The following is a 22,108-nucleotide window of genomic DNA, read 5'->3' as shown; positions in this document are numbered from 1 at the left end:
CAAGCAAACCGGCCATTACCGAATGACCCTTTCATGAATAAGCCAGACCTCTGCCCGGCCTGCGGCGCTTCCAACGACTGCAGCCTGGCCGATCCACGAACCGTCGATCGTGCCTGCTGGTGCTACGGCGTCAGCATCGACCCGGCGGTGTTCGAAACGCTGCCGGCCGAGCTGCGCGACAAGTCCTGCCTGTGCCCGGCCTGCGCCCGGGTCGAGGCACAGTTGCAAGCAACCGCCTGGCCGATCACGTAACATACGCAGCCCTTTTCCCACCGATCCCTGGCCATGCGCGTTGACCGTTTCCTCAGCAACCTGCCCCGCTTCAACCGCAAGCAGGTACGCCTGTTGCTGGTGGAAAAGCGCGTCAGAGTCGACGGAACTATCGTCAGCGACCCTCACGCCGAGGTTCTCGAGTTCAGCCGCGTAGAAGTCGACGACGAAGTGCTGCAGGTCGGTAAACCGGCCCGCTACTTCATGCTGCACAAACCGCCCGGCTGCGTCAGTGCGACCCGCGACCCGCAACACCCGACGGTGCTCGACCTGATCCATGAAGCGGACAAGGATGACCTGCACATCGCCGGTCGCCTGGACTTCAACACCACCGGCCTGATGCTGATCACCAACGACGGCACCTGGTCGCGACGCCTGACCCAGCCACAGACCAAACTGCCCAAGGTGTACTACGTCGAGACGGAGCAGGAGATCACTGCCGACTACGCGATCACGTTCGCCAAAGGCCTGTACTTCGCCTTCGAAGACCTCACAACCCAACCTGCCGAACTGGTCTTGCTCGGGGCAAAATCGGCGCGCCTGAGCATCGTCGAGGGCCGTTATCATCAGGTAAAACGGATGTTCGGCCACTTCGACAACAAGGTATTGCGCCTGCACCGCGAACGCATGGGGCCGCTGCTGCTCGACGACGCGCTGAAGCCCGGCGAATACCGGCCGTTGAGCATCGAAGAGATCCGATTGATCTAAGCCGACGACCGCTCAGCAGAAGTTGTCGAACATTTTTCGAAAGATACTTGCGCGATGACGTGACCCCTGCTTGAATCAGGACGTCGGCGCGAAATGTGACCGACGAGTCACCAAAACTACTCTAAGAAACTTTTTGCCGGCAGAGAACCCTCAGGTTCCGCCTTCCCCCGGCAAACTGCCCGCTTATAACAATACCCGTCGACCGGCGTGCAATGGATCGACATGGGCCTTCAAAAATTCCAGGCGTATGCCTACCTGTCACAAAGCTCGTGCAATCTGATTTGCGCGCATACCCGCTTGCCAGGAGTCTTATGTCATGAGGCCAGAAATCGCTGTGCTGGATATACAGGGTCAGTATCGGGTTTACACGGAGTTCTATCGCGCAGACGCCGCAGAAAAGACCATCATTCTGGTCAACGGCTCGATGTCCACGACTGCGTCGTTTGCCCAAACCGTGAAAAACCTTTATCCGCAGTTCAATGTGGTGTGCTACGACCAGCCCTACGCGGGCAAGTCCAAGGCTCACAACCTGCATGAGAAAATGCTGACCAAGGAAATCGAAGGGCAGATCCTCCTGGAGCTGATCGACCACTTCGCCGCCGAACACGTGCTGTCGTTCTCCTTTGGTGGCGCCGCCACGCTCGTCGCCCTAGCCCACCGGCCACGGCGCATCGAAAAGGCTGTGATCAGCTCGTTCTCGCCGGTGGTCAACGAGCACATGCTCGACTACCTTCAGCGCGGTGTCGATTACCTCGGCAACCGGGACGGTGACCGCGTCGGCCATCTGGTGAACAGCACCATCGGCAAACACCTGCCTTCGCTGTTCAAGCGCTTCAACCACCGTCACGTCAGTTCGTTGGCCGAACACGAATACGGGCAGATGCACTTCCACATCAGCGACGTGCTCAACAGCGACCGCAACTGCTACCTGAACGCGGCAAAGAAAATCAATGTGCCAGTGCTGTTCATGAACGGCGAATGGGACGAGTACACCGCCCCCGCCGATGCCAGGCTGTTCGCCGGCCATGTACAACACAGCACCTTCAGCACCCTTCAGGCCACCGGCCACTTCCTCGACATGGAACACAAAACCGCTTGCCAAGACAGCCGTAACGCACTGCTGGGCTTCCTGAAACCGACGCAACTCGAAAGCCGACCGCGTTACCAGTACGTCCAGGACCACCATGCATTTGCAATCTGAAACAGAGTCATCGCGAGCAAGTCCCGCCCTACTGTGTTGAACGCACTCCCGTAGGCGCGAGGCTTGCCCGCGAATGACCGCCAAGCGGTCCCTGTTTGTGTTTCACCCGGCGCTAAAGCCATCGCGCATAAAGAAAAACTTCAAATCCGCGCTCACATCTGGTACAAAGTCAGCCGCTCTGAGCGGGTGTCGTATAATGGCATTACTCCAGCTTCCCAAGCTGATAACGAGGGTTCGATTCCCTTCACCCGCTCCAATCAGATTTCAGTCTCACGTCGTTTCTTGACGGGGGATGCAAGTAAAGAAAAAACCGGCCTTGATGGCCGGTTTTTTTGTGCCTGGGATTTGGGGGCTCTCCAGTCCTTGACACCTCCGGCCCCGCATACTAGCGAATGCTATACTTCCTACGGATTGCATGAAGTGTGCAACGTTCCCCACGGGCGCAGATACCGACTGCAAATCTCAGTTTACGGCTGCGGGACAGAGGAGGCCTACGGCCAACACGAGATGGGAGGTGTGGCATGAACCGACACTATTACATCAGTGACAATCTCGACGATCTCGAAGCCCTTGAAACCGAACTGGAAGCCAACGGCATCAATACCGAACAAATTCATGTGCTCAGCGAACAAGTGGCTGATGTTGAAGAACATCATCTCCACGAGGTCAACTCGTTGATGAAACAGGATGTTGTTCACTCTGGCGAGATTGGTGCAGTGGTTGGTGTGCCACTCGCAGCGCTGATCCTTGGCGGTGCCTATTGGCTGGGCTGGACCGAAACCGCCGCAGGCTGGGTACCTTTTATCTTCCTTGCCATTGTTATATTTGGCTTCTGCATCTGGGAAGGCGGCTTTTTTGGTATTCAGGTACCTAACGCGCACTTCCGCAACTTTAAACAGATGGTGGAAGACGGCAAACATATCTTCTTCGTGGATGTTGATCCGAATCAGGAGCCGGTATTGGATCGGGTCATTGAACATCATCCAAAACTGAAGATCGCCGGCACGGGTACGGCATCCCCTCACTGGACAGTCGCCTGGCTGCACAAATGGCATCAGTTCAAGCGAACGATATAACGCCATTTATTGCGGGTTGACCCCGGAGGCTCAAAGCCCTCCGTAAGCTGTTTATTGACCGAAGAAGATGACCCGGCTGAGGAAAACATAATCCGCCTCGGTGGCCATCAGCCCGACGAGCACCAGCAAACACAACGGTGGCACCAATATGGCGTAGACCATGGCCAACCGTTCCCAGGCCATGTGCATGAAGATGGAGACAATTAAACCTGCCTTCAACAACATGAAAGTGATAATCAGGGCCCACCGAAGGTAGCCATGGAAGTGAAAGTAATCGACCAGATACGACATCGTGCTGAGGACGAATAACAGCCCCCAGATTTTGAGGTACAAACTGATCGGATGTTGTTGACCCTGAGCATGCGCCATCACCCGTGCTCCTCTACCATAAATAGAAGAAAGCAAAAATAAACACCCACACCAAATCCACGAAGTGCCAGTAAAGCCCGGCTATCTCAACGTTCTGATAGTTTCCGGAGCGCTCATAATCTCCTCGCATGACTTTCATCGCCACAATGCTGAGATAGATGGCGCCGATGGACACATGCAGCCCGTGGAAACCGGTAATCATGAAGAAGCTGGCCCCGAATTGCGCCGCCCCCATGGGATTCCCCCAGGGACGCACGCCTTCGGCGATGAGCTTGCTCCATTCAAATGCCTGCATGCTGACGAAGGTCACGCCCAAGGCCGCGGTCGCCAGCATCAGGGCCGTGGTTTTCGCACGATCACGGCGATAGGCGAAGTTAACGGCCATGGCCATGGTGCCGCTGCTGCTGATCAGTACAAAGGTCATGATGGCGATCAGAATAAGCGGGATTTCTCTGCCGCCGATTGTCAATGCGAACACTTCACTGGGGTTCGGCCAGGGGGCGGTGATGGTCATGCGGACCGACATGTAGCCGGTTAAAAAACAGGTGAATATAAACGTGTCGCTGAGCAGGAATATCCACATCATCGCCTTGCCCCAGGGGACCTGCCTGAAAGCCTCCCTATCCGAGGCCCAGTCGCTGGCGATGCCCTGCCATCCCGGGGCAGGCGGCGGGCTTGGTGGATTGGATGAACTTGACTCGGCCGGTGCTAATGGGTGCGATGCCATGGCTTTTCACCTCAGGCCGCAGAATCTGGCGATGGCTTCATAGGTTTGCGGCGTGCTGGTCAGCAGCGCGAAGAGCACGAACCAAAGACCCAATAAGTAGTGCCAATAGGTGGTACAGAGCTCTACGCTGACGCGCAGTTGCGGCAACGGCACGTGACGCAGGAATTTAACGACGGTTATGCCCCAGGCAATCAACCCGCCCAGCAGGTGAAGGCCATGCACACCGGTCAACAGGTAGAAGAAACTGTTGGCCGGATTGCTGGCGACAAAGTAGCCCCAGGCGACAAACTGCTGCCAGACCCAGACTTGTCCCGTCAGAAAGGCAATTGCAAATACCCCCCCCACGACAAAACCCATGACCGTTGCGTCCAGTCGAGCCTGTCGGGCGGCCATGCGCGACCACTGCAGTGCGATGCAACTCAGTACCAGAAAAGCCGAATTCACCCACAACGGCCATGGGTTGGCTAAAGGCGCCAAGGGGTCTGTCAGGGGTAGCCAGTCGGCCATTTGTGAGCGGGCAATGAAGGCGAGCAGGAAGAGAAAGAATAACGAACTCACCACAGCCAGAAACAAGCGCAGGCCTACCCTTGCGGTTCGGCTTCTATCGGCGTCGGCCTGAATACCTTCAGGATCGCGATTCCAACTGCCGCCGGGGTCAGCGTCGTCGGCGTTTCTCAATAGCAGTCTGTTCATGTTTTAACGTCCGCTATCTTGGTTCCGGCACTGAGTTGCCGCATTTGCTCCAGCTCCTCGGAAGAGACCGTTTGCGGCACGAAATCCTGCTCTATCCCCGGCACGCTGTAGTCATAGGCCCAGCGATGCACCACCGGCAGCTTCGCTCCCCAGTTACCGTGTACCGGTGGGGTGTTCGGCGTTTGCCATTCCAGACTGGCCGCCCCCCAAGGGTTACTGCCCGCGGGTTTGCCTTTAAATACACTCCAGGCCAGGTTGAACACGAACAGCAACTGGGAAACGCCGACGGTCAATGCGACCACCGTAATGAAGGCATTCAACTCTTGCGCCGACTGCGGGATGAACGCGTAGTTTTCATAGGCGTAGTAACGGCGCGGCATACCCTGGAAACCCAAGTAGTGCATGGGGAAGAAAATGGCGTAGGTACCCAGAAAGGTAATCCAGAAATGCAGCTTGCCCAGGGTGTCGTTAAACATGCGCCCGGTGACTTTCGGAAACCAATGATAGATGCCGCCGAACACCACCAGTACCGGTGCGACCCCCATGACCATATGGAAATGGGCGACGACGAAATAGGTGTCCGAGAGCGGAATGTCCACGATCACATTGCCGAGAAACAACCCGGTCAGACCGCCCACCAGGAAGGTGACGATAAAGGCCAGGGCAAACAGCATCGGCACGGTCAGATGAATGTCGCCCCGCCACAGGGTCAACACCCAGTTATAGACTTTCAGTGCAGTCGGCACTGCGATGATCAAGGTGGTGACGGCGAAGAAAAAGCCAAAGTACGGGTTCATCCCGCTGACATACATATGGTGCGCCCAGACCACAAAGCTGAGCACGCCAATCGCAATAATCGCCCACACCATCATTCGGTAGCCGAAGATATTTTTACGCGCATGGGTGCTGATCAAGTCGGAGACCAGGCCAAATGCAGGAAGAGCCACGATGTAGACTTCCGGGTGGCCGAAGAACCAGAACAGGTGCTGGAATAATATCGGGCTGCCGCCCTGATGATTGAGCTGCTGCCCCAGCGAGATGATCGCCGGCATAAAGAAGCTGGTGCCCAACAGCTTGTCGAACAGCATCATGACCGCACTGACAAACAGCGCCGGGAAGGCCAGCAAGGCCATGATCGAGGCCATGAAGATTCCCCATACGGAGAGCGGCATGCGAAACAAGGTCATGCCGTGCGTGCGCGCCTGCAACACCGTGGTGACGTAGTTCAAACCGCCCATGGTGGCGGCGACAATAAAAATCGCCAGTGAGATGAGCATCAGGACAATGCCCCACTCGACCCCCGGTGTCCCCTTGGTGATGGACTGCGGCGGATAGAGCGTCCAGCCCGAACCGGTGGGACCGCCCGGCACAAAGAAACCGGCGAGCAATACCAGTACCGCCACCAGGTAGAACCAGTAGCTCAGCATGTTGACGTAGGGGAAGACCATGTCGCGGGCGCCCACCATCAGTGGGATCAGATAGTTACCGAAGCCGCCCAGAAACAGAGCCGTCAGCAAATAAATGACCATGATCATGCCGTGCATGGTCATCGCCTGATAGTAAGTATTGGCGTCCATGAACGCCAAACTGCCGGGGAAGCCTATCTGTAAGCGCATCAAGTCGGACAACACCACGGCGATAAGCCCCACGAACAGAGCCGTCAAGGAATATTGAATGGCTATGACCTTGTGGTCCTGACTCCAGATATATTTGGTCAGGAAACTTTTAGGCTCGTGCAGTGCTTCTGTTTCGGCTTGCTCCGCATAGGCCATCACGTCATCCTCCTGTCGAAGTTTCGGTGTACTGCTGGCTGCTTACGGCTATTTCCCTGGCTGCGCCTTGCTCGTATCAGCGTCGGCATTCGCTTTGGATTTGATAAAAGCGATCAGTGCATTCAACTCCTTATCGCTGGGAGCAAAGACCGGCATGACGGGTGCATACCCCTTGACGATTTTGGCAGCGGGATTAAGAACCGAGTCTTTTATATAGCCCTCATCGACCTTGATGCTCGTACCGTCGGCAAGGGTTTCGGTCTTACCGTACAGACCCTGCCAGCTGGGACCGATGCCCTTGCTGCCATCGACACTGTGGCAGGCCAGGCAGCCGAGCGATTCAGCCAACTGCTGTCCCTGCGCCGCCAGGTCCTCACCTGGGCCCGGCGCTTGGCCGGCAGCAGATTCGTCGCCTTGTCGCGCAGCACCCAGTGATTTGATCAGGGCGATGAGTGCACCCAGTTCATCGTCATTGAGAGTATAGGTCACCATGACCGGCGGGTAGCCTTGTACCAGACGGGCCTTCGGATCGAGGATCGACTCTTTCAGGTAAGCCTCATCGACCTGCACACTGCTGCCATCGGCAAGCTGTTCAGTGCGGCCATACAAGCCCTTCCATCCCGGGCCGAGACTGGCACTGCCATCCTGGCTATGGCAGGCCCCGCAACCGTATTTTTCGACCAACTGGCGGCCTTTTTCCAGCACGCTGTCCTGACTGGGCTTGGCAGCCGTGGCTAATGTCTGTGCAAACGTCGGTTGGCTTTTCAGCCATTGATCGAAGGCGCCCTGCTCTTCCACGATCATCTGGCCGCGCATGTTGTAATGACCGACACCACAATATTCAGCGCAAAGAATTTCATACTTTCCGGTTTTGGTCGGAGTAAACCAAAAGTACGACACCATCCCCGGCACCATGTCCATCTTGCTGCGGATTTGCGGAACATAGAAATCGTGCAGCACATCTTTGGATCGCAGTAAAACTTTCACCGGCTTATCGAGCGGAAGACGAACTTCATTGCTTTTTATCAGTACATCGTCCTGCCCGGCAGGATCATTGGGATCAAGGCCGAGGGGGTTGGTGGAATCAACAAATTTGATATCTGACTTACCCAACTTCCCGTCTTGGCCAGGGAAGCGAAAGGCCCACTGCCACTGCTGGGCGATCACTTCAAGCTCATAGGCATTTTTCGGTACCCGGATAAAATCATCGTAAACAACCAGGCCTGGCGCCAACATGGCGACAATACCTACCGAAGTAACGATAATTAACCATAGTTCCAGTTTTTTACTTTCTGGTTGGTAGTGCGCCCTGGATCCCTCCTTGTGACGATAACGCATCACCGCCACCGCCATAAAAACCGTGATGGCGATGAAGAATATTCCGCTAATGATCAGGGTGATAAACAGGGTGGTGTCTATGGATCCCCAGTTGGAAGCTGCCGGTGTTGCATGCCAAGGCGCGAGTATATGGAAGAGTACTGATGCAATAACGATTAGTATCAAGATAATTGCTATTGCCATGTTCTCTTCATCCTGTTCCTGTTGCTCATTGGTTATGCCAAAGCATCGCCACTGACGTCCAAGCAGGGCAGACAACTGCCACCCATCCCGGTGGCAAAGCCAGTAAGAAGTATAGAGCCATCGGGCTGTACCGTGAGGCGGGCAAGCGAGGCCCGGTTGCCAGCTATACTCAATTTCAGATTACGGACGGCAGGGATCGGCCAGAAGCGGCCCAAAAGACGAACCCTGCCTGTGCGTAGCAGTCAGATAAGTGATGGTATTGAGAACAACAGCCACAAAATCCAGCAGTCCACGACGGAGGTTTCGTCATGAGTGCCCTGACGATCGAAGGCTGGTGCAAGCCCAGCCCCGACCAGAAGTCCATCCCGATCGGTGAGATCCATTTTGACGTCGATGACCCCCTTCATCTGCGTCTGGAGCAAGCTGAAGAACGTCTACAAGAGACCCATGAGCCCGAAGCCATGGTCGATGTCGACATGAGCACAATGGATTTGGTCTTGCCAGAGGGATATGGCCCCTTGTCCGACTGCCAGATGCGCGTCTATCTGCATTACGAGCGCGGTCAGTTCCATTTGGTCGGGCATCGAGCGAGCGATGGAAGCTTGATCTACACCAATGCGGTTTTGATTGATCAGTTGCTTTAAAAACGCCGCATGATGCGCGGGAACGCAAAAAACCGGTCCGCAGCGGCCGGTTTTTTATGCCTGAAATTTGAGCATTCCTGGCGCTTCGGCGCTGCGGCAAAACCCTGCAATACAGAAAACGGGGTCTACCCAAACCATCGCGACATGCCCTCCTAGACTCGTTTCATGCAGCTCTTCCATCCGTATCCAGGGTGCGTTGGTGGTTATAGTGTTGATTAGTGATTTTCAGTAGGTATAGTAACCATAAGCACACCACAGGGAGGTGATGTGAATAGCCGTTTTTTGATAAGCCAAATCGTTGCGGACGGCTGGTATCTGGTACGAATCAGGGGGAGTCATCACCACTTCAAGCATCCGACCAAGCCTGGACTGGTGACGGTTCCTCACCCGAAAAAGGACCTGCTCAAGAAAACGGCCATTAGTATTTTGCAACAGGCGCTGCTCTGACGAACCGATGGACTGCGCCCTCGGAGGATAACGAACATGCTTTACCCCATCGCGATTTCCATGGGTGATGACGAACACGCCTGGGGCGTAGAAGTTCCGGATATTCCGGGTTGCTTCTCCGCCGGTGAAGATCTGGATGACGCCATGGCCATGGCTCGCGAAGCCATCGAAGGTCATTTCGAGATTCTGGCCGAAGACGGATCACCAATTCCGCCCGCCAACAAAGTGACCCTGCATGCGGCTAATCCACAGTACGCAGGGTGCACGTGGGCCGTGGTGGATATCGATGTCACCAAATACCTGGGCAAGGCGCAGAAACTCAACATCACCCTGCCCGGCTATCTGCTCAACCGCATCGATGAGTACGTATTGCACCATCCGGAAGAGAAAAGTCGCTCCGGGTTTCTGGCCTCGGCGGCGCTCAAGGTCTTGCAGCAAAGTTGATAGCCTGAAAATCGGATCAATCAAGGGGACGAATGTGTCCCCTTTGATTCGTCAGCGCGTTGCCACCATGAACAACCGCGGAAACGGCAGCAGCACCGAACCATCACTCAGCGCCGGATAGGCCTGCTCGATTGCCGCCTGATACTGCTTGAGATAGTGCGCCCGTTCCACGTCATCCAATGGTTCGAGAAAAGGCCGCAAACCGGAGCCTTTGAACCACTCGACCACGCCCGATGCGCCGTCCGCGAGCGGATGATAGTAAGTGGTGCGCCATACATCGACGCGAGTGCAGTGGCCACGCAGCATTGAGTAGTAGCCGCTTGCACCCTCCATTTCCGTTCGCTGGCCAGCAGCCCTTGCCAGCTTGTCAGCCCAAGGGCCGTTCGCTGCGACCTCGCGCATCAACCGGTGCGACGGTTCGTTGAGGTTATCGGGCATCTGGATCGCCAGGCTGCCGCCGGGTGTGAGCCTGTTTACCAGCGACGGCAGCAGCCTGGCGTGATCCGGCACCCACTGCAGCACCGCATTGGCGAAAATCACGTCAAACGGGCCGGTGTCGCTCCAGGTATCAATGTCAGCGACGTCGAAACACACCTGAGGCAAACGCTTGCGGGCGGCCTCGATCATATCGGTCGAACTGTCCAACCCACGCACCGCGGCATCGGGAAAACGCTGCACCAGCAACTCGGTCGAATTGCCGGGGCCGCAACCGATGTCGATGGCCGAACGGACGTCCACCGCTGGGATGGCGGCCAGCAAGTCACGCGCCGGGCGCGTGCGCTCATCTTCGAAAGCTACGTATTGTTTGGCGGACCAACTCATATCGCTCTCCTGTCGGGTGCATTGTTGTCGCCAGGGGCAGACAACCGGTTGGCTACGATACATCGTCCGCGTCAGTTAACCCACGCCCCCACCCGCCAATGCCAGCCATCGTTACGTTGCTCCCAGTGCGGATGCACATAACGATACCCCGGTCGCTCCGGGACCCAATGGCCATGAACCGCGACATAACGCCCGCCTTCCCAACGCCAGTACCCCCTGGACCAGAGGTAACCCGGTCGCCCCGCGGGCTCTACCTCGACAACGCGTTCCGGCGGCGGCTGCGGTGCGATGACCTCAACATATTCACGCTCCACCGGACGCCGGTCATGAACGACCCGTTCCTGCACACAACCCGCTGCGGTAACCACCACTGCCAGCAACACCATGTAACGTAACAACATGCCGCCTCCTCTGGCTTGAAAGCCAAGTTGAGTGAACCAGCAAAAAAACGCCCCCTTTTCCACCATGCTCCTGCCTGGCTCACTGCTTTTTTAACAGGTCTTGTCTGTCTATTGCCTGAACCCGGATCACTTGACGATCGGAAAACACAGAGGATCTGGATGAGCCTTTTTTATCGCCAAATCGTAGGAAGTCATAACCTAAATGACCGTTCGTCGACCGACCATCAAAGCAGTTTTGACAGTATAAAAATGGCATCTATAGTCCTATCGCGGCCTGTTGGAAGGAACCCAACCCGTCATTTCAAGGCAAGGAGCAAGGCCAGCTCGTCCCCGTGATCGAGTGGGTTCCCCAGTAGTGTGTTCGCAACGGCCACAAGGCAAGCAAGCGTTGTCGTGCCTGGTAAGTAGCCAGACAATCACTATGTTAAAAGGAGCTTCACTATGTCTCGAGTCACGGATGTACTTGTTTCCATCGACACTGAAACCATTCTGAAAAACTACCCGAACATCAGCAAAAACCCTGCTTCGCCGACTCTGATCGACTGGAAGCACGTCTACATGGTCACCAATCAGGACAACGTGGTCAGCGGCCAGGCCGGTGGCGAGCTGGACCTCAAGGCCCAGGTTGGCGATCTGATTCGCTGGCGTGAAACCAGCCTGTCCCAGAGCTTCGAAAACGCCGTAATTTTCTACAAGTTCATCGGCAACGCAGGCAACGAGCTGATCTCCCCACCCTCGCCGCGCCGCGCTACCGCTTGCGTTGCAGTCCCCAACACCAGCAATCCGTCAGTGCCTAGCTGCCAGAAAGTCGACAACCATTACTGGTCCTCGGAAACCCTGGCGTGTGGTCGTGTGACCTACCACTTCAACTTCCTGATCGTCGACCGCAACTGCCAGATCGTCGGCTGCTGCTCGTGGGACCCATTCATTTCCATCCATAACTGATGATGGAATCGACCCCTCGGCAACGAGGGGTCACCCCAGTCCGTTGCCGCCTCGGCTGGAACAGGATGTCTTGCTTGAAACCGAAGCGGCTACCGTTTTGCGTCAACATCATGAAAGGAATCCATGATGACTTCCGAACCGATTACCCCCCCTTCGGCGAGTAACCTGACCGCCAATAGCGTGCTGCTGGTCGTCGATGCCGAATCGCTGCTTTCGCGCTATCCGCAACCCAGCCTTGACCCGCAAAAGCCGACCGTGATTGAAGATGGCTTCATCTTCGGCATCAGCGCTACACCAAAAACGAAAAATGTTAAAAACGACAGCAATATCACACTGACCACCCACAACGGAAAAGTCTTTCATATTCGCGGCAGGACCGTCAGTTTGCTCGCCGAACACAGCGTGGTATTCCACAACATTACGGTGGACGATACCGGGATCCTTTCTCCGCCCAAGCTGATCGTCCATGGCGAGCAGACCGTCCCCGCGCCCGACCCCGCCAACCCGAACCAGCCGGGCAGCCACAAGGCCGATGATCATTATTGGGAGTGCTCGCAACTGAGCACGGGCGTGGCAACTTGCGAACTGAGCTTCATGCTGATCAACCAGCGCTGCGAAGCGCTCGGGTATTTCAGGTGGAAGACTGAGGTGACGCTGTCGGCGTGAATAAAGATTATCGAGTAGGAGGCGGCTTCACAGCCGTCGTCCTCTCACACCACCGTAGGTACAGAAACAAGCAAGTCCAGGCATTTACAGTGGCAAGGTATTGCAGTGCTTGATCTCCTTGAGCGAAAAACCGGTGTACATTTCCTTGATATTGCCGAGCGTACGTATGCGATGCATGGCGACTTCATGGAATGCCTCCATGTCTTTGACGACTACCTGCAGGAGGTAGTCGTATTTCCCCGACACTTTGTGACAGGCAATAATGTTGGGCAGCGCCAGGACGCCCGCTTCGAAATGTTCCATGGCTTGCTCGGAGTGACTATCGAGGGTGACGCTGATGAAAGCGAAAAGTCCCAGCCCTATGGTCTTCGGGTTCAAGTGCGCGTGATACCCGACAATCACCTCCTCTTCCAGGCGCTTCAGGCGCTTCCAGCAGGCTGGCGCTGACAGGCAAACACGAGCGGCGATCTCGGCGTTCGTCAGGCGACCATTCATTTGCAGAATTTCCAGAATTGAACGATCAACCTTATCCATTTCCGCCATGTGTTCTCTCCCTTTAACAATGCGTACGCGGTAGGGCGATTGGCCCCATCCCGCAGGTCCTTGATCAAGCATCCATTTCTAGAAACTACAAATACTAGAAAGAAAATTACATAAAGAACACATTTTGGATAATTAACGACTGAAAAATAACTAAATACAGACCCGTTTCGAAAACTAATTTTCGAGGCACTGAAATACAATTTCTTGTCATTTCCGACACCAAAGCCACTGGCTCTGACAATAAAAATAAGTAACAACGGAGGCAATATTGAGCATTTTCAGAACAAAAGACCTGGACGCAATGATTGCTGCTGCCCGAGCGCCTGCCGGGTTGAAAAAAGTGCTGGGGCCGATGGATTTGGTCCTGATTGGTATCGGTGCAATCGTGGGGACGGGCATCTTTGTATTGACCGGAACCGGCGCATTGACTGCGGGACCAGCCCTCACGGTTTCATTCCTGTTAGCAGCGTTGGCCTGTGCATTTGCAGCGCTCTGTTATGCCGAGTTCGCCTCATCTGTACCGGTAGCAGGCTCGATTTACACCTACAGCTACGCGACGCTGGGAGAGTTGGTGGCCTGGATGATCGGCTGGGATCTGATGCTCGAATACGGACTGGCCAGCTCGGCTGTGTCTGTTGGGTGGTCGGGTTACTTCCAGTCCCTGCTGAGCGGATTTGGACTGAATCTTCCGGTTGTGCTTACGGCGGCTCCAGGCTCTTTGCCTGGCGTGGAAACCTGGTTCAACCTACCCGCGCTGGTGATTATGCTGGCGATTACCTGGATGCTTTCTATAGGCATCAAGGAATCCGCGCGCGTAAACAACGTGATGGTGATCATCAAAATCGCCGTGGTGCTGCTCTTCATCGCCGTTGGTGTGCGACATGTTCAGCCGGCTAACTGGCAACCTTTCTCTCCCTTCGGCGTCAATGGCATTTTGAGTGCTTCTGCCTTGGTTTTTTTTGCTTTTATTGGTTTCGATGCGGTTTCCTCTGCCGCCGAAGAAGTGAAAAAACCGGCGCGTGACCTCCCCATCGGTATTATCGGTTCCTTGGCCGTTTGTGCGGTGTTGTACGTTGCCGTTTCAATGATCATGACCGGCATCGTGCCCTATGCCCAATTCCTTGGCGTTGATCATCCGGTTTCATTGGCGTTGCAACATGCCGGTGAAAGCTGGGTTGCCGGGTTCGTTGATTTAGGCGCGATCGTTGGCATGACGACTGTCATTCTGGTGATGGCTTACGGTCAAACCAGGATCATCTACGCAATGTCGCGCGACGGACTGCTTCCCCAGCGCCTTTCCAGGGTTCATACACGATTCGGCACCCCATTTTTCGCCACCTGGATGGTCGGAATAGTCTTCGGGCTGATCTCGGCACTGATTCCGCTGAACGTCCTCGCCGAGTTGATCAACATCGGTACGTTGGCCGCATTCAGTCTGATCTCGGTGGCAGTGATCGTATTGCGCAAGACCCGACCTGATCTTCCTCGCGCATTCAGATGCCCGGGCGTGCCCATTGTTCCATTGCTCGCCATCGCGTTCTGCGTAACCTTGATGACCTTCCTCAAGCAGACGACCTGGCTGGCATTTGGGGCGTGGTTGGCAATTGGCCTGGTGATCTACTTTGCCTATGCGAGGCGCCGCTCGTTATTGCATTAATCCAGCATTTCGTCAGGTCTGGAGTATCAATCAACCTCCAATAGTTTTCAGGTGCGAAACTGCATTCCAGTTGCGCACCTGATTACATTCGCCTGTCAATCCTCACCTCATTTGTCCTGTTTTTAGCCCTAGGAGACCAGTGGCGCGCATTGGCAGTGGCACGCGAACTCTATTTATTCAGTTACCCCATTTAACTCATGACTTAGGCCCGCCACGGTGGAAGAGCCCCTTCGAAAAGTGAAAAGGCTCGATGCAAGAAACCGTTGAAGCGAGCAGCATCACGCCGCAGCCCTGCCTGTTGACCACCAATCAGGCACAGATGGGCCACCTGACCAATCACTTCTGCTTGGCCTGGCATATGGACCAAGCGGCGGCACGTGCGTATCGCGAAGTCCAGTCGTCTTGTATCAACACGCTGCTGAAACTCGCCTACCAACGGATCATGCAGCGACCAGGCTCGGATGGAAATTTCCCGCCCAGGTTGTTTCTCAGCGGCAATACTCAAGTAGCGTTTCAAGGTTTCGCCCGCGCTACGACCCTGCGCCGCATAAGCGAGCATGCGCTCCGTGTAGTCTTCTTCCCAAGCGGCCAGCAAGGTGCGGACAAAGTCTTCGCGATTGCGGAAATGGTGATAAAACGATCCGCGGGTCACATTCAATCGGCGCGATAGACTCTCGGCCGAAACGCCAATGTGCCCGATTTGGTCGAGAGCCTCAAAACCAGCCGCGATCCAATGGTTACGAGTTAGTTTTCTCACCCGTTATTTCGCTCCATGTTTAGCGCCATACAGACTGTGTATGGTGCGCAACCGATTGATACGCTGCGAACACCAGCAAAGATGGCCGTTGCGTTTTGCACGCCAGCACTTTTCATGGAGCTCGCCTTGAAGAAAATCGTTCTGGTTGCTTTCGACCAATTCACTGATATCGACCTATTCCTGATGTGGGACATCTTAGGCCGCAACACCGAGGACTGGCACGTCCGAATATTGGGTTCCAGCTCTATCGTGCGATCGGCGCACGGCCTGCCTGTTTCGGTGCACGGTCCGCTTTCCGAGGCCAATAGCGCCGACGCGGTATTGTTCGTCAGCGGCAAGGAAGGGATACCCGCTGCACTTGCCGCCCCAGATTTCCTGCCGTCGTTTGAACTTGACTCCAGACGCCAGCGAATCGGCTCCATATGCGCCGGAGCTTTCATTCTCGAACGGCTTGGGCTACTCAGCGGCCAAGCAACTACACATCCGGATGCACGATCGAGCTTGCAAGCTCTGGGACTTGAGCCCCTGGACCAGCCTCTTGTATGCCAGGGGAACGTTGCAACCGCTGGCGGATGCCTTTCGGCGCTCTATCTGGTGGGATGGTTGGTTGAATCCTGGTTCGATGTCGACAAGCGCCGTGCGACGTTGCTCCCTGTTCTGCCAGCCGGGCAGCAAGAGCTCTATGATGCCTTGATCGGGTTCAGTATCCGACAAGCACTTACAGGGCGACAAGGAGCGTTACACGACAAACCATCGCAACAAGAGACGCGACATGGCATGTCGTCTAATTGGTAGTTAGAACTCAGGAGAGATCCCCGATGCCCCGAGAATTTGAGCTCATTATGTCCGTGCCAGTCCCCTCGAGGTCCGGCATCACCCACCTTTACAAGTCGATGAACCTGGCGGACGCTTTTGCGATTCGGCTCCCTGCGGGCACATCCAGCAATCCAGATTTGCTAGCTCGATTCATCCTTTCCCACCAGCCATCCTGGATCGGATGGCTCATGAAAGTCCGAGACACTATCGCTGCCTGTTTTGGTCTCAAGACAGCCAAACATTTAGCATCACTTGCTAATCGGATTGGAATCTTCAAGGTCTACAGCACGAACCAGACTGAAATCGTGTTGGGAGAGGACGACAAGCACCTCGACTTCCGGATATCGATCCTATGTTCTGGAGAGACAGGGCCAGAAGGCAGTCGCCAACTCGTTTTTTCAACCGTGGTCCAGTGCCACAACCGTCTAGGCCGGGCCTATATCTTCGTTATTGCCCCATTTCACCGCTTGGTTGTTAAGGCCAGCCTCCTCAGTGCTGCGCGCATCGGTTGGCCTCTGGCTACCTGCCCCTAAGGCTGAGCGCTGTCTGCCCCCCTGAGGTCTAACCCTTCCATCGAAGGCTGTTCTGGCAAGCCTGGCCAAGCCTCTCATGTCAAACGTCAGGCCTCTAAGATGCATTCAATATCTCTACGGCGCGCCACAAAAAACCGGCCTCAAAGGCCGGTTCTTTTTATGGTACGTATCCAACAGTGCTAGTCGTAATAGCCAACAGTCTTCTTCAAGTGGTCCGAATAATTGTAAATCTCATCAACCGATCCAATCGGATGTCGCGTCTCGTTTTTTTCTTCGTCAAAAATCCCAATGTACTTTTGTGAACGATTGAAGTGAAGGCGACAAATCGGTTTGCGATTGTTGTCATCCAGCAAAATGCCAAAGTAGCTTTGCGTGTCGCGTTGCACTATCCGTTTAGCATCCACAACCGAACGAACCACTGCCCGGACAATGTGATACCCCTCCAACTCCTCCAGAGTCGTCAGTACTTTATCCTCTGATTCATCACGTTGACCTGTCTGATCACTGCCGCCAGCAGGAACCGGTACCGATGCCAGCGCAGGCTGAATGGCACCACTCATAGCTGATTTGAGTCGGTCATTGATCTGATCATTGAGAAACTGCACGACCGCTTTTCTCGTCAGCTCTTGAAACTGCTCACGGACTTTCTGGGTGATGACCCCGTCATACACTCGAGAGGCAAAGACTTTTACAAAGTCGTCATCAGGCTTGAGGACCTGCGAAGCAATGACCTTCTTGATCTGACTGACGTATTTCAACTCACCCGCGGCGTTGATGATCGAATCCACATCGAATGCAGACTTGGTGAGCTTGATCAATTCGGGGACGGAGTACTCGTCGATATCCAGAAGATCGAGTTCAAGAAACGGTTTTTCATCCATCTTGTTGGGCGCATCCAGGTCGGTGAAGAATTTGTAGACCTGGCCGTTGGTGAGGATGGAGATTCGAGCGCTGGTGACATGGAAATAGCGAAACAGCTGGGAGGCATGATTGATGTGCAGCGGCTCGCCGATTTTTTTGCACTCGATGAGGATCTGTACCTCCCCTTCTTTCATGATCGCGTAGTCAATTTTTTCTCCTTTTTTCGTTCCGATATCGCAAACGAATTCCGGAGTCACCTCACTCGGATCAAAGACATCGTAGCCCAGCACTGTACTGATAAAGGGCATGACGAAAGCATTCTTGGTGGCCTCCTCTGTCTGAATGGCAGCGCTTTGCAAACGAACCTTGGCGGCTAGACTTGCTAACTTCTCAAAGAATTCCATGAGTGACCTCTTACTTGATGTCGATCCGTGTGTTTGCGTGCTGGCAAATTGACCTCTATTGATACTAGACACAAACCGGCACAAAGAAAGATTCCAAACGCAGCAAGTGCCCTTCAGAGCATTGGCTTTTCATCAAACACGGGATTTTCAAGCAGAACTCTCATCATGCCCGTACGGTCGATTTCCCTGGACAGCACCGTCGTCGAGGAAATAAAGAGGCAGGATTTGAATCAATGCTGAGCCATGCCCCCGCGAGTGACCAACGTCAATCGCGGGCATGCAGCTAACGACTGGCTTGCAGCGCCCTGGCCATTTGCAGATGGTTTTGCAGCTTGGGCAGGGTTTCTTCGGCGAACGCTTTGATTTGCGGCACGTCCGTTGTCTGCGCTTGTTGTTGAAGTTGCTCGATGGCTTCCTGGGTGGTCTTTACCTGACTGTCGACGTACGCCTGATCGAAAGAGGTATCGTCCTTAATCTCCGGTATCAAGGCTTTGGCCTTGTCGACCACTTCTTCGCGTGGTGCGACCGGTAAATCGAGTTGCTTGGCAATTTTCGCCAGATGCTGGTTGGCGGTGGTGCGATCGTTGATCACCACGATGGTGTAATCCTTGACCTCTTTGGATGCGGTTTTCTGGTGCGCCAGGCGGCTGGCTTCGATGTCGGCCATGCCTTGGGCCGACGCCTCATTGACGAATTCGGCGGGAGACTGGGCAAAGGCACTGCTGGCGCACAGGCCCAGTAACGTGGCAAAACCGGCATTGCGTAAACGGGTGGCCATCCAGCTCATGGTCGCGCCCTCCTTCTTGAAATTCAAACGGGAGCTTGCGCCCCCGTCTATTAAACAAAACCACCTTCACCTATTACCGAGACTTCTGACCGCCTTTGCGGCCCATGCTTCCTTTCGAAGGGTCTTTATCAACGGTCGTCGTGGTGGTTTTCCCACCTTTGCGACCCGCTTCAGACGCCTTGGTTCGATCGTTGGCGAAGCCTCCCGGGTTCGGATTTTTTGAAGTAGGCATGGTTCTCATCCTCTTGGTGATGATCACGGCGAGCAATCGCCCGCATAGGATATGAATTTCCATGCCCAAAAAGGTTTAGAAAACCTGGCAGCGCCGCGACGAACGGTGACGGATTTTCAGACACCGAGACGTGAATGGTGCTGGCGCTTGGCAGCGTACATTGCCTCATCGGCATGCCTGAACAGCTGCTTTTCTTCGGTGCCATGTTCGGGGTATCGCGCGACGCCGATGCTCGGCTGGATCGTCAGGTTGTGCCCGTCCAGACGCAGGGGCTGAACCAGCACTTGGCGGATTTTCCCCGCCACATTCTCGGCATCTTCGGCGGCGTGGATGTTGTGCAACAACACGACAAATTCATCACCACCAATGCGCGCCACCGTGTCGGTTTCGCGCACGCAGCCCTTGAGCCGATTGGAGACCGCTTGCAGCAGCATGTCGCCGACCGCATGACCGAAGGTGTCATTGACTTGCTTGAAGCGGTCGAGGTCGACATAGAGCAACGCCATTCGACCGGAGTCTGCCCGGGCCAGCGCCAGCGAAGCTTTGAGGCGTTCACGCAGCAATTCGCGATTGGGCAGCTGAGTCAGTTGATCGTACTGGGCCATGCGCTGGAGCCGGGCGTGCAATTGCTTGCGTTCGATCGCGGTCGCGACTTGGGCGCAAACATACTGCAGCAACTCCTTGTCTTGTTCGGTGTAGCGCTCGCCACCCGGCACGCTTTTGACGATCAGCGCGCCAATGGTGCCGTTCTGCGAACTCAATGGCACGCCCAGCCAGCAGGGTGAATCCTGGCCCTCGACCAACGCTGCAAACCCCTCCGGCAGATTGTCCTGATCCGGGGTCAGCAGGATCGGCAAGCCACTGCGAATCACTTCTGCGCACAAACGCCCGGTAACAGTCCCGGGATCCTCGGGTTGCAGCTCATGGTCGTCGACGTGATAGGGGAAATTCAGCTGCGCGCAGTGTTCGTCATACAGTGCTACGGAGAAATTCAACGCCGGCAGCCATTCGCCGATGATCGAATGGATGCGTTTGAACAGCGCCAGCAAATCTTCCGCCGCGTGGGCCGCTTCGGAGATCGCATACAGCGCCGCTTGTCGGGACTCGGCCTGTTTGCGCTCGGTGATGTCGCGCGCCACGGCGATACGCAACTGATCGACCTCCGACCAACGTGCCGACCAGAGAATGTGCGCCACCCGACCGTCCTTGCGCAGGTAACGATTTTCAAAGTTGAGCTTGGGTTCGCCCCCCATGATCTCCCGCGCGGCGTCGAGGGTACGCTGTCGGTCGGCAGGGTGAACCAGGTCGATCATCGACTGGCCGATCAGCTCGTCGGGGGTGTAACCGAAAATGCGCTCGCAGGCCGCGCTGACAAATACGAAGCGACCTTGTTTGTCCACCGCACAGACGGCGTCCAGCAAGAGATCGATGTAGCTCGCCAGTGGCGCGGAATTTCTGGTTTCCATGATGCCGAGAGCATGTCCGGACAATGCAACATTGAACAACCCTCCCTGACCGGTCATACGCCCGAGCGATGACTGTGCAGCCGACGCTTCCCTGCGTTCAGCCTCAAGCCTTGTTCGTCACCAACCCCGGAAGCGCATGCACCAGGGCATTGATGGCGAAACCGATGAACATGACCCCGCACAAGCGGGTGATCGCCAGTTCATGACGCTGATACAACGTGCGCACCTGACGCGCACCGACGATGCCAATGAGAATAGCGTAGGCCAAAAGGCCACCAATGAAGCTCAAGATGATCAACCAGGGCAACATTGACCAATGCAGCAACTCTGCACGGCTGGACAACAGCGCAGTAAAGGTCGCCACCGCCACCGGGTATGCCTTGGGGTTGGTCAGGCCGAACAGGATGCCGTGCCAGAATGGCTGCCGCGCCGGGCCCTGAGGCGCCTCGGCACTGGCGCGACGAGCGCGAACCGCGCGCAGGCCCAGCCAGAACAAGTAAAGCCCGCTGAGCACACCCAGCACATCGAAGGCAGTGCTGCCGATTTCCCGCGCACCGACAATCGCGATCAGTGCAGTGCTGCACCAGACCACGTCGCCCAGCAAATGCCCGCACAGAAACCCCGCCCCGGCCCGCCGTCCGCGTGCCGCGCCGATGCCGAACACCGCCAGCACACCGGGCCCCGGCGTAATGCCATAAATGAAACCCGAGGCGAGAACGGCCATTAGCAGCGATGGTGTCATGGAAATTCCTGAGGACGCCGGGTGAAGGGGCGCAATTCTATCTCAGGACGCCGAATATCGACTCACTGATCGTCGAAGAACTTCATCCCCGCATAGGGTCGCTGCCGACAAGCCGCCAGCCGCGACGCCAGAGACCCGACATGCGCCTCGAGCTTGTGCCCGTCCGGGTCGAGAAAATAGAACGACGCACCTTCGCTGCGGTTATCCCGCCATTCCCGCACGTTGGCGGATCGCAGGCGTTCGACGAACGGCAGGAAGTCCACAGCTTCGAGGCTGAAGGCGTAATGGGTGTAGTCGGCGGCGGGCGTGGATTCGCGCAGTGGATCGAAAGAAAGGCACAGCCACAGACCGGGTAGCGAGAGATAGGCGCCGGTGTCCCAAGTGGCTGAAAGCTGAAGCTGCAGCAGATCGCGATAGAACGCCACGCTGCGGTTCAGGTCAGTGACGGCGAGGGTCAGGTGGTTGAGGCCGGTTAGCATGGGTTGGGTAACCTTGAGTCTCTCTGGGTGGTCGCGAGCGGAGAGTAAAGCTTAAACATCCTTGAGCGTACAGCCGACGGGGGCTTTGTTGGCTGATAGTCAGTCTTCGCGAGCAAGCCCGCTCC

Annotated in this window: 27 protein-coding genes and 1 tRNA gene; 13 read left to right on the top strand and 15 right to left on the bottom strand. The window is 55.7% G+C overall.

Annotated features, from left to right (window positions below):
• Positions 1-33 precede the first annotated feature (33 nt).
• The 5 genes from ACEN8R_RS02355 (at position 34) to ACEN8R_RS02335 (ending at position 3,255) form a co-directional block, all read left to right on the top strand.
• A complete protein-coding gene (locus ACEN8R_RS02355) occupies positions 34-252 on the top strand; it encodes a cysteine-rich CWC family protein (protein ID WP_018926806.1) in 219 nt (72 codons plus the stop codon).
• A 33-nt stretch (positions 253-285) separates the two neighbouring features.
• A complete protein-coding gene (locus ACEN8R_RS02350; protein WP_018926807.1) occupies positions 286-978 on the top strand; it encodes a pseudouridine synthase in 693 nt (230 codons plus the stop codon).
• Positions 979-1,294: 316 nt separating this feature from the next.
• Complete coding sequence (locus ACEN8R_RS02345) at positions 1,295-2,179, top strand: alpha/beta fold hydrolase (protein WP_018926808.1); 885 nt, start codon at positions 1,295-1,297, stop codon at positions 2,177-2,179.
• A 182-nt stretch (positions 2,180-2,361) separates the two neighbouring features.
• Positions 2,362-2,435: transfer RNA gene (locus ACEN8R_RS02340), tRNA-Gly, on the top strand.
• 265 nt (positions 2,436-2,700) lie between these two features.
• Complete coding sequence (locus ACEN8R_RS02335) at positions 2,701-3,255, top strand: hypothetical protein (protein ID WP_018926809.1); 555 nt, start codon at positions 2,701-2,703, stop codon at positions 3,253-3,255.
• Between the two features lie 51 nt (positions 3,256-3,306).
• On the opposite strand, the gene ACEN8R_RS02330 is transcribed toward ACEN8R_RS02335, so the two are convergent.
• From ACEN8R_RS02330 to ACEN8R_RS02310, 5 genes are read right to left on the bottom strand one after another with little or no spacing between them, the layout of a single operon-like run.
• Positions 3,307-3,624 (bottom strand): cytochrome C oxidase subunit IV family protein, encoded by a 318-nt coding sequence (locus ACEN8R_RS02330; RefSeq protein ID WP_007935708.1) that lies wholly within the window; start codon positions 3,622-3,624, stop codon positions 3,307-3,309.
• A gap of 13 nt (positions 3,625-3,637) precedes the next feature.
• A complete protein-coding gene (locus ACEN8R_RS02325) occupies positions 3,638-4,351 on the bottom strand; it encodes a heme-copper oxidase subunit III family protein (RefSeq protein ID WP_026286474.1) in 714 nt (237 codons plus the stop codon).
• Positions 4,352-4,357: 6 nt separating this feature from the next.
• Positions 4,358-5,044, bottom strand: a complete 687-nt coding sequence (locus ACEN8R_RS02320) for a cytochrome c oxidase subunit 3 (RefSeq protein WP_018926811.1) — start codon at positions 5,042-5,044, stop codon at positions 4,358-4,360.
• Positions 5,041-6,816 (bottom strand): cytochrome c oxidase subunit I, encoded by a 1,776-nt coding sequence (gene ctaD, locus ACEN8R_RS02315; RefSeq protein WP_018926812.1) that lies wholly within the window; start codon positions 6,814-6,816, stop codon positions 5,041-5,043. Before ctaD ends, ACEN8R_RS02320 begins: the two co-directional genes overlap by 4 nt.
• Before the next feature lie 48 nt (positions 6,817-6,864).
• The gene (locus ACEN8R_RS02310; protein WP_026286475.1) at positions 6,865-8,337 is read right to left on the bottom strand and encodes a cytochrome c oxidase subunit II; all 1,473 of its coding nucleotides are present in this window, start codon (positions 8,335-8,337) and stop codon (positions 6,865-6,867) included.
• A 308-nt stretch (positions 8,338-8,645) separates the two neighbouring features.
• On the opposite strand from ACEN8R_RS02310, the gene ACEN8R_RS02305 reads away from it, so the two are divergent.
• The 3 genes from ACEN8R_RS02305 to ACEN8R_RS02295 all read left to right on the top strand — a co-directional run bounded on the left by ACEN8R_RS02305 (position 8,646) and on the right by ACEN8R_RS02295 (position 9,872).
• A complete protein-coding gene (locus ACEN8R_RS02305; RefSeq protein ID WP_018926814.1) occupies positions 8,646-8,981 on the top strand; it encodes a hypothetical protein in 336 nt (111 codons plus the stop codon).
• Positions 8,982-9,248: 267 nt separating this feature from the next.
• Positions 9,249-9,428: a type II toxin-antitoxin system HicA family toxin gene (locus tag ACEN8R_RS02300; protein ID WP_007984690.1), complete on the top strand. Its 180-nt coding sequence runs from the start codon at positions 9,249-9,251 to the stop codon at positions 9,426-9,428.
• 36 nt (positions 9,429-9,464) lie between these two features.
• A complete protein-coding gene (locus ACEN8R_RS02295) occupies positions 9,465-9,872 on the top strand; it encodes a type II toxin-antitoxin system HicB family antitoxin (RefSeq protein ID WP_008036180.1) in 408 nt (135 codons plus the stop codon).
• A gap of 51 nt (positions 9,873-9,923) precedes the next feature.
• Here ACEN8R_RS02295 and tam read toward each other — a convergent pair whose 3' ends face one another.
• Positions 9,924-10,694 (bottom strand): trans-aconitate 2-methyltransferase, encoded by a 771-nt coding sequence (tam, locus tag ACEN8R_RS02290; RefSeq protein ID WP_018926815.1) that lies wholly within the window; start codon positions 10,692-10,694, stop codon positions 9,924-9,926.
• A 71-nt stretch (positions 10,695-10,765) separates the two neighbouring features.
• Positions 10,766-11,095, bottom strand: a complete 330-nt coding sequence (locus ACEN8R_RS02285) for a YXWGXW repeat-containing protein (protein ID WP_018926816.1) — start codon at positions 11,093-11,095, stop codon at positions 10,766-10,768.
• Between the two features lie 441 nt (positions 11,096-11,536).
• Here ACEN8R_RS02285 and ACEN8R_RS02280 point away from each other — a divergent pair, with 441 nt between their 5' ends.
• Positions 11,537-12,040 carry an inclusion body family protein gene (locus tag ACEN8R_RS02280; RefSeq protein WP_018926817.1) on the top strand — a complete coding sequence of 168 codons (504 nt, stop codon included), beginning with the start codon at positions 11,537-11,539 and terminating at the stop codon, positions 12,038-12,040.
• A 126-nt stretch (positions 12,041-12,166) separates the two neighbouring features.
• Positions 12,167-12,706, top strand: coding sequence for an AidA/PixA family protein (locus ACEN8R_RS02275; protein WP_018926818.1), 540 nt, complete (start codon positions 12,167-12,169; stop codon positions 12,704-12,706).
• A gap of 84 nt (positions 12,707-12,790) precedes the next feature.
• Here the strand turns inward: ACEN8R_RS02275 and ACEN8R_RS02270 are convergent, their stop codons facing one another.
• On the bottom strand, positions 12,791-13,321 hold the full coding sequence (locus ACEN8R_RS02270) for an Lrp/AsnC family transcriptional regulator (protein ID WP_225603008.1): 531 nt from the start codon (positions 13,319-13,321) through the stop codon (positions 12,791-12,793).
• A 196-nt stretch (positions 13,322-13,517) separates the two neighbouring features.
• On the opposite strand from ACEN8R_RS02270, the gene bcaP reads away from it, so the two are divergent.
• Positions 13,518-14,906: a branched-chain amino acid transporter BcaP gene (gene bcaP / locus ACEN8R_RS02265; RefSeq protein ID WP_026286476.1), complete on the top strand. Its 1,389-nt coding sequence runs from the start codon at positions 13,518-13,520 to the stop codon at positions 14,904-14,906.
• Between the two features lie 202 nt (positions 14,907-15,108).
• On the opposite strand, the gene ACEN8R_RS02260 is transcribed toward bcaP, so the two are convergent.
• A complete protein-coding gene (locus ACEN8R_RS02260; protein ID WP_081625760.1) occupies positions 15,109-15,663 on the bottom strand; it encodes a TetR/AcrR family transcriptional regulator in 555 nt (184 codons plus the stop codon).
• A gap of 126 nt (positions 15,664-15,789) precedes the next feature.
• Between ACEN8R_RS02260 and ACEN8R_RS02255 the strand changes: the two genes are divergently transcribed.
• Both ACEN8R_RS02255 and ACEN8R_RS02250 read left to right on the top strand, forming a co-directional pair.
• Entirely contained in the window at positions 15,790-16,458 is a 669-nt protein-coding gene (locus ACEN8R_RS02255; RefSeq protein ID WP_026286477.1) for a DJ-1/PfpI family protein, read from the top strand.
• A gap of 23 nt (positions 16,459-16,481) precedes the next feature.
• Complete coding sequence (locus ACEN8R_RS02250; protein ID WP_018926823.1) at positions 16,482-17,012, top strand: DUF2867 domain-containing protein; 531 nt, start codon at positions 16,482-16,484, stop codon at positions 17,010-17,012.
• 179 nt (positions 17,013-17,191) lie between these two features.
• On the opposite strand, the gene ACEN8R_RS02245 is transcribed toward ACEN8R_RS02250, so the two are convergent.
• From ACEN8R_RS02245 to fos, 6 genes are all read right to left on the bottom strand, one after another.
• On the bottom strand, positions 17,192-18,277 hold the full coding sequence (locus tag ACEN8R_RS02245; protein ID WP_018926824.1) for a type I restriction endonuclease: 1,086 nt from the start codon (positions 18,275-18,277) through the stop codon (positions 17,192-17,194).
• Between the two features lie 283 nt (positions 18,278-18,560).
• Positions 18,561-19,064, bottom strand: a complete 504-nt coding sequence (locus tag ACEN8R_RS02240) for a DUF4142 domain-containing protein (protein ID WP_018926825.1) — start codon at positions 19,062-19,064, stop codon at positions 18,561-18,563.
• A gap of 73 nt (positions 19,065-19,137) precedes the next feature.
• On the bottom strand, positions 19,138-19,296 hold the full coding sequence (locus ACEN8R_RS02235) for a KGG domain-containing protein (protein WP_081499461.1): 159 nt from the start codon (positions 19,294-19,296) through the stop codon (positions 19,138-19,140).
• Between the two features lie 116 nt (positions 19,297-19,412).
• Complete coding sequence (locus ACEN8R_RS02230; RefSeq protein ID WP_026286478.1) at positions 19,413-20,762, bottom strand: sensor domain-containing protein; 1,350 nt, start codon at positions 20,760-20,762, stop codon at positions 19,413-19,415.
• A gap of 103 nt (positions 20,763-20,865) precedes the next feature.
• Positions 20,866-21,504, bottom strand: coding sequence for a LysE family translocator (locus ACEN8R_RS02225; protein ID WP_007935730.1), 639 nt, complete (start codon positions 21,502-21,504; stop codon positions 20,866-20,868).
• 62 nt (positions 21,505-21,566) lie between these two features.
• The gene (gene fos, locus ACEN8R_RS02220; RefSeq protein WP_018926828.1) at positions 21,567-21,983 is read right to left on the bottom strand and encodes a fosfomycin resistance glutathione transferase; all 417 of its coding nucleotides are present in this window, start codon (positions 21,981-21,983) and stop codon (positions 21,567-21,569) included.
• Positions 21,984-22,108 lie beyond the last annotated feature (125 nt).

Source organism: Pseudomonas sp. Pseusp15 (assembly GCF_059492165.1).
This window is presented reverse-complemented; position numbering and strand designations above follow the sequence as displayed.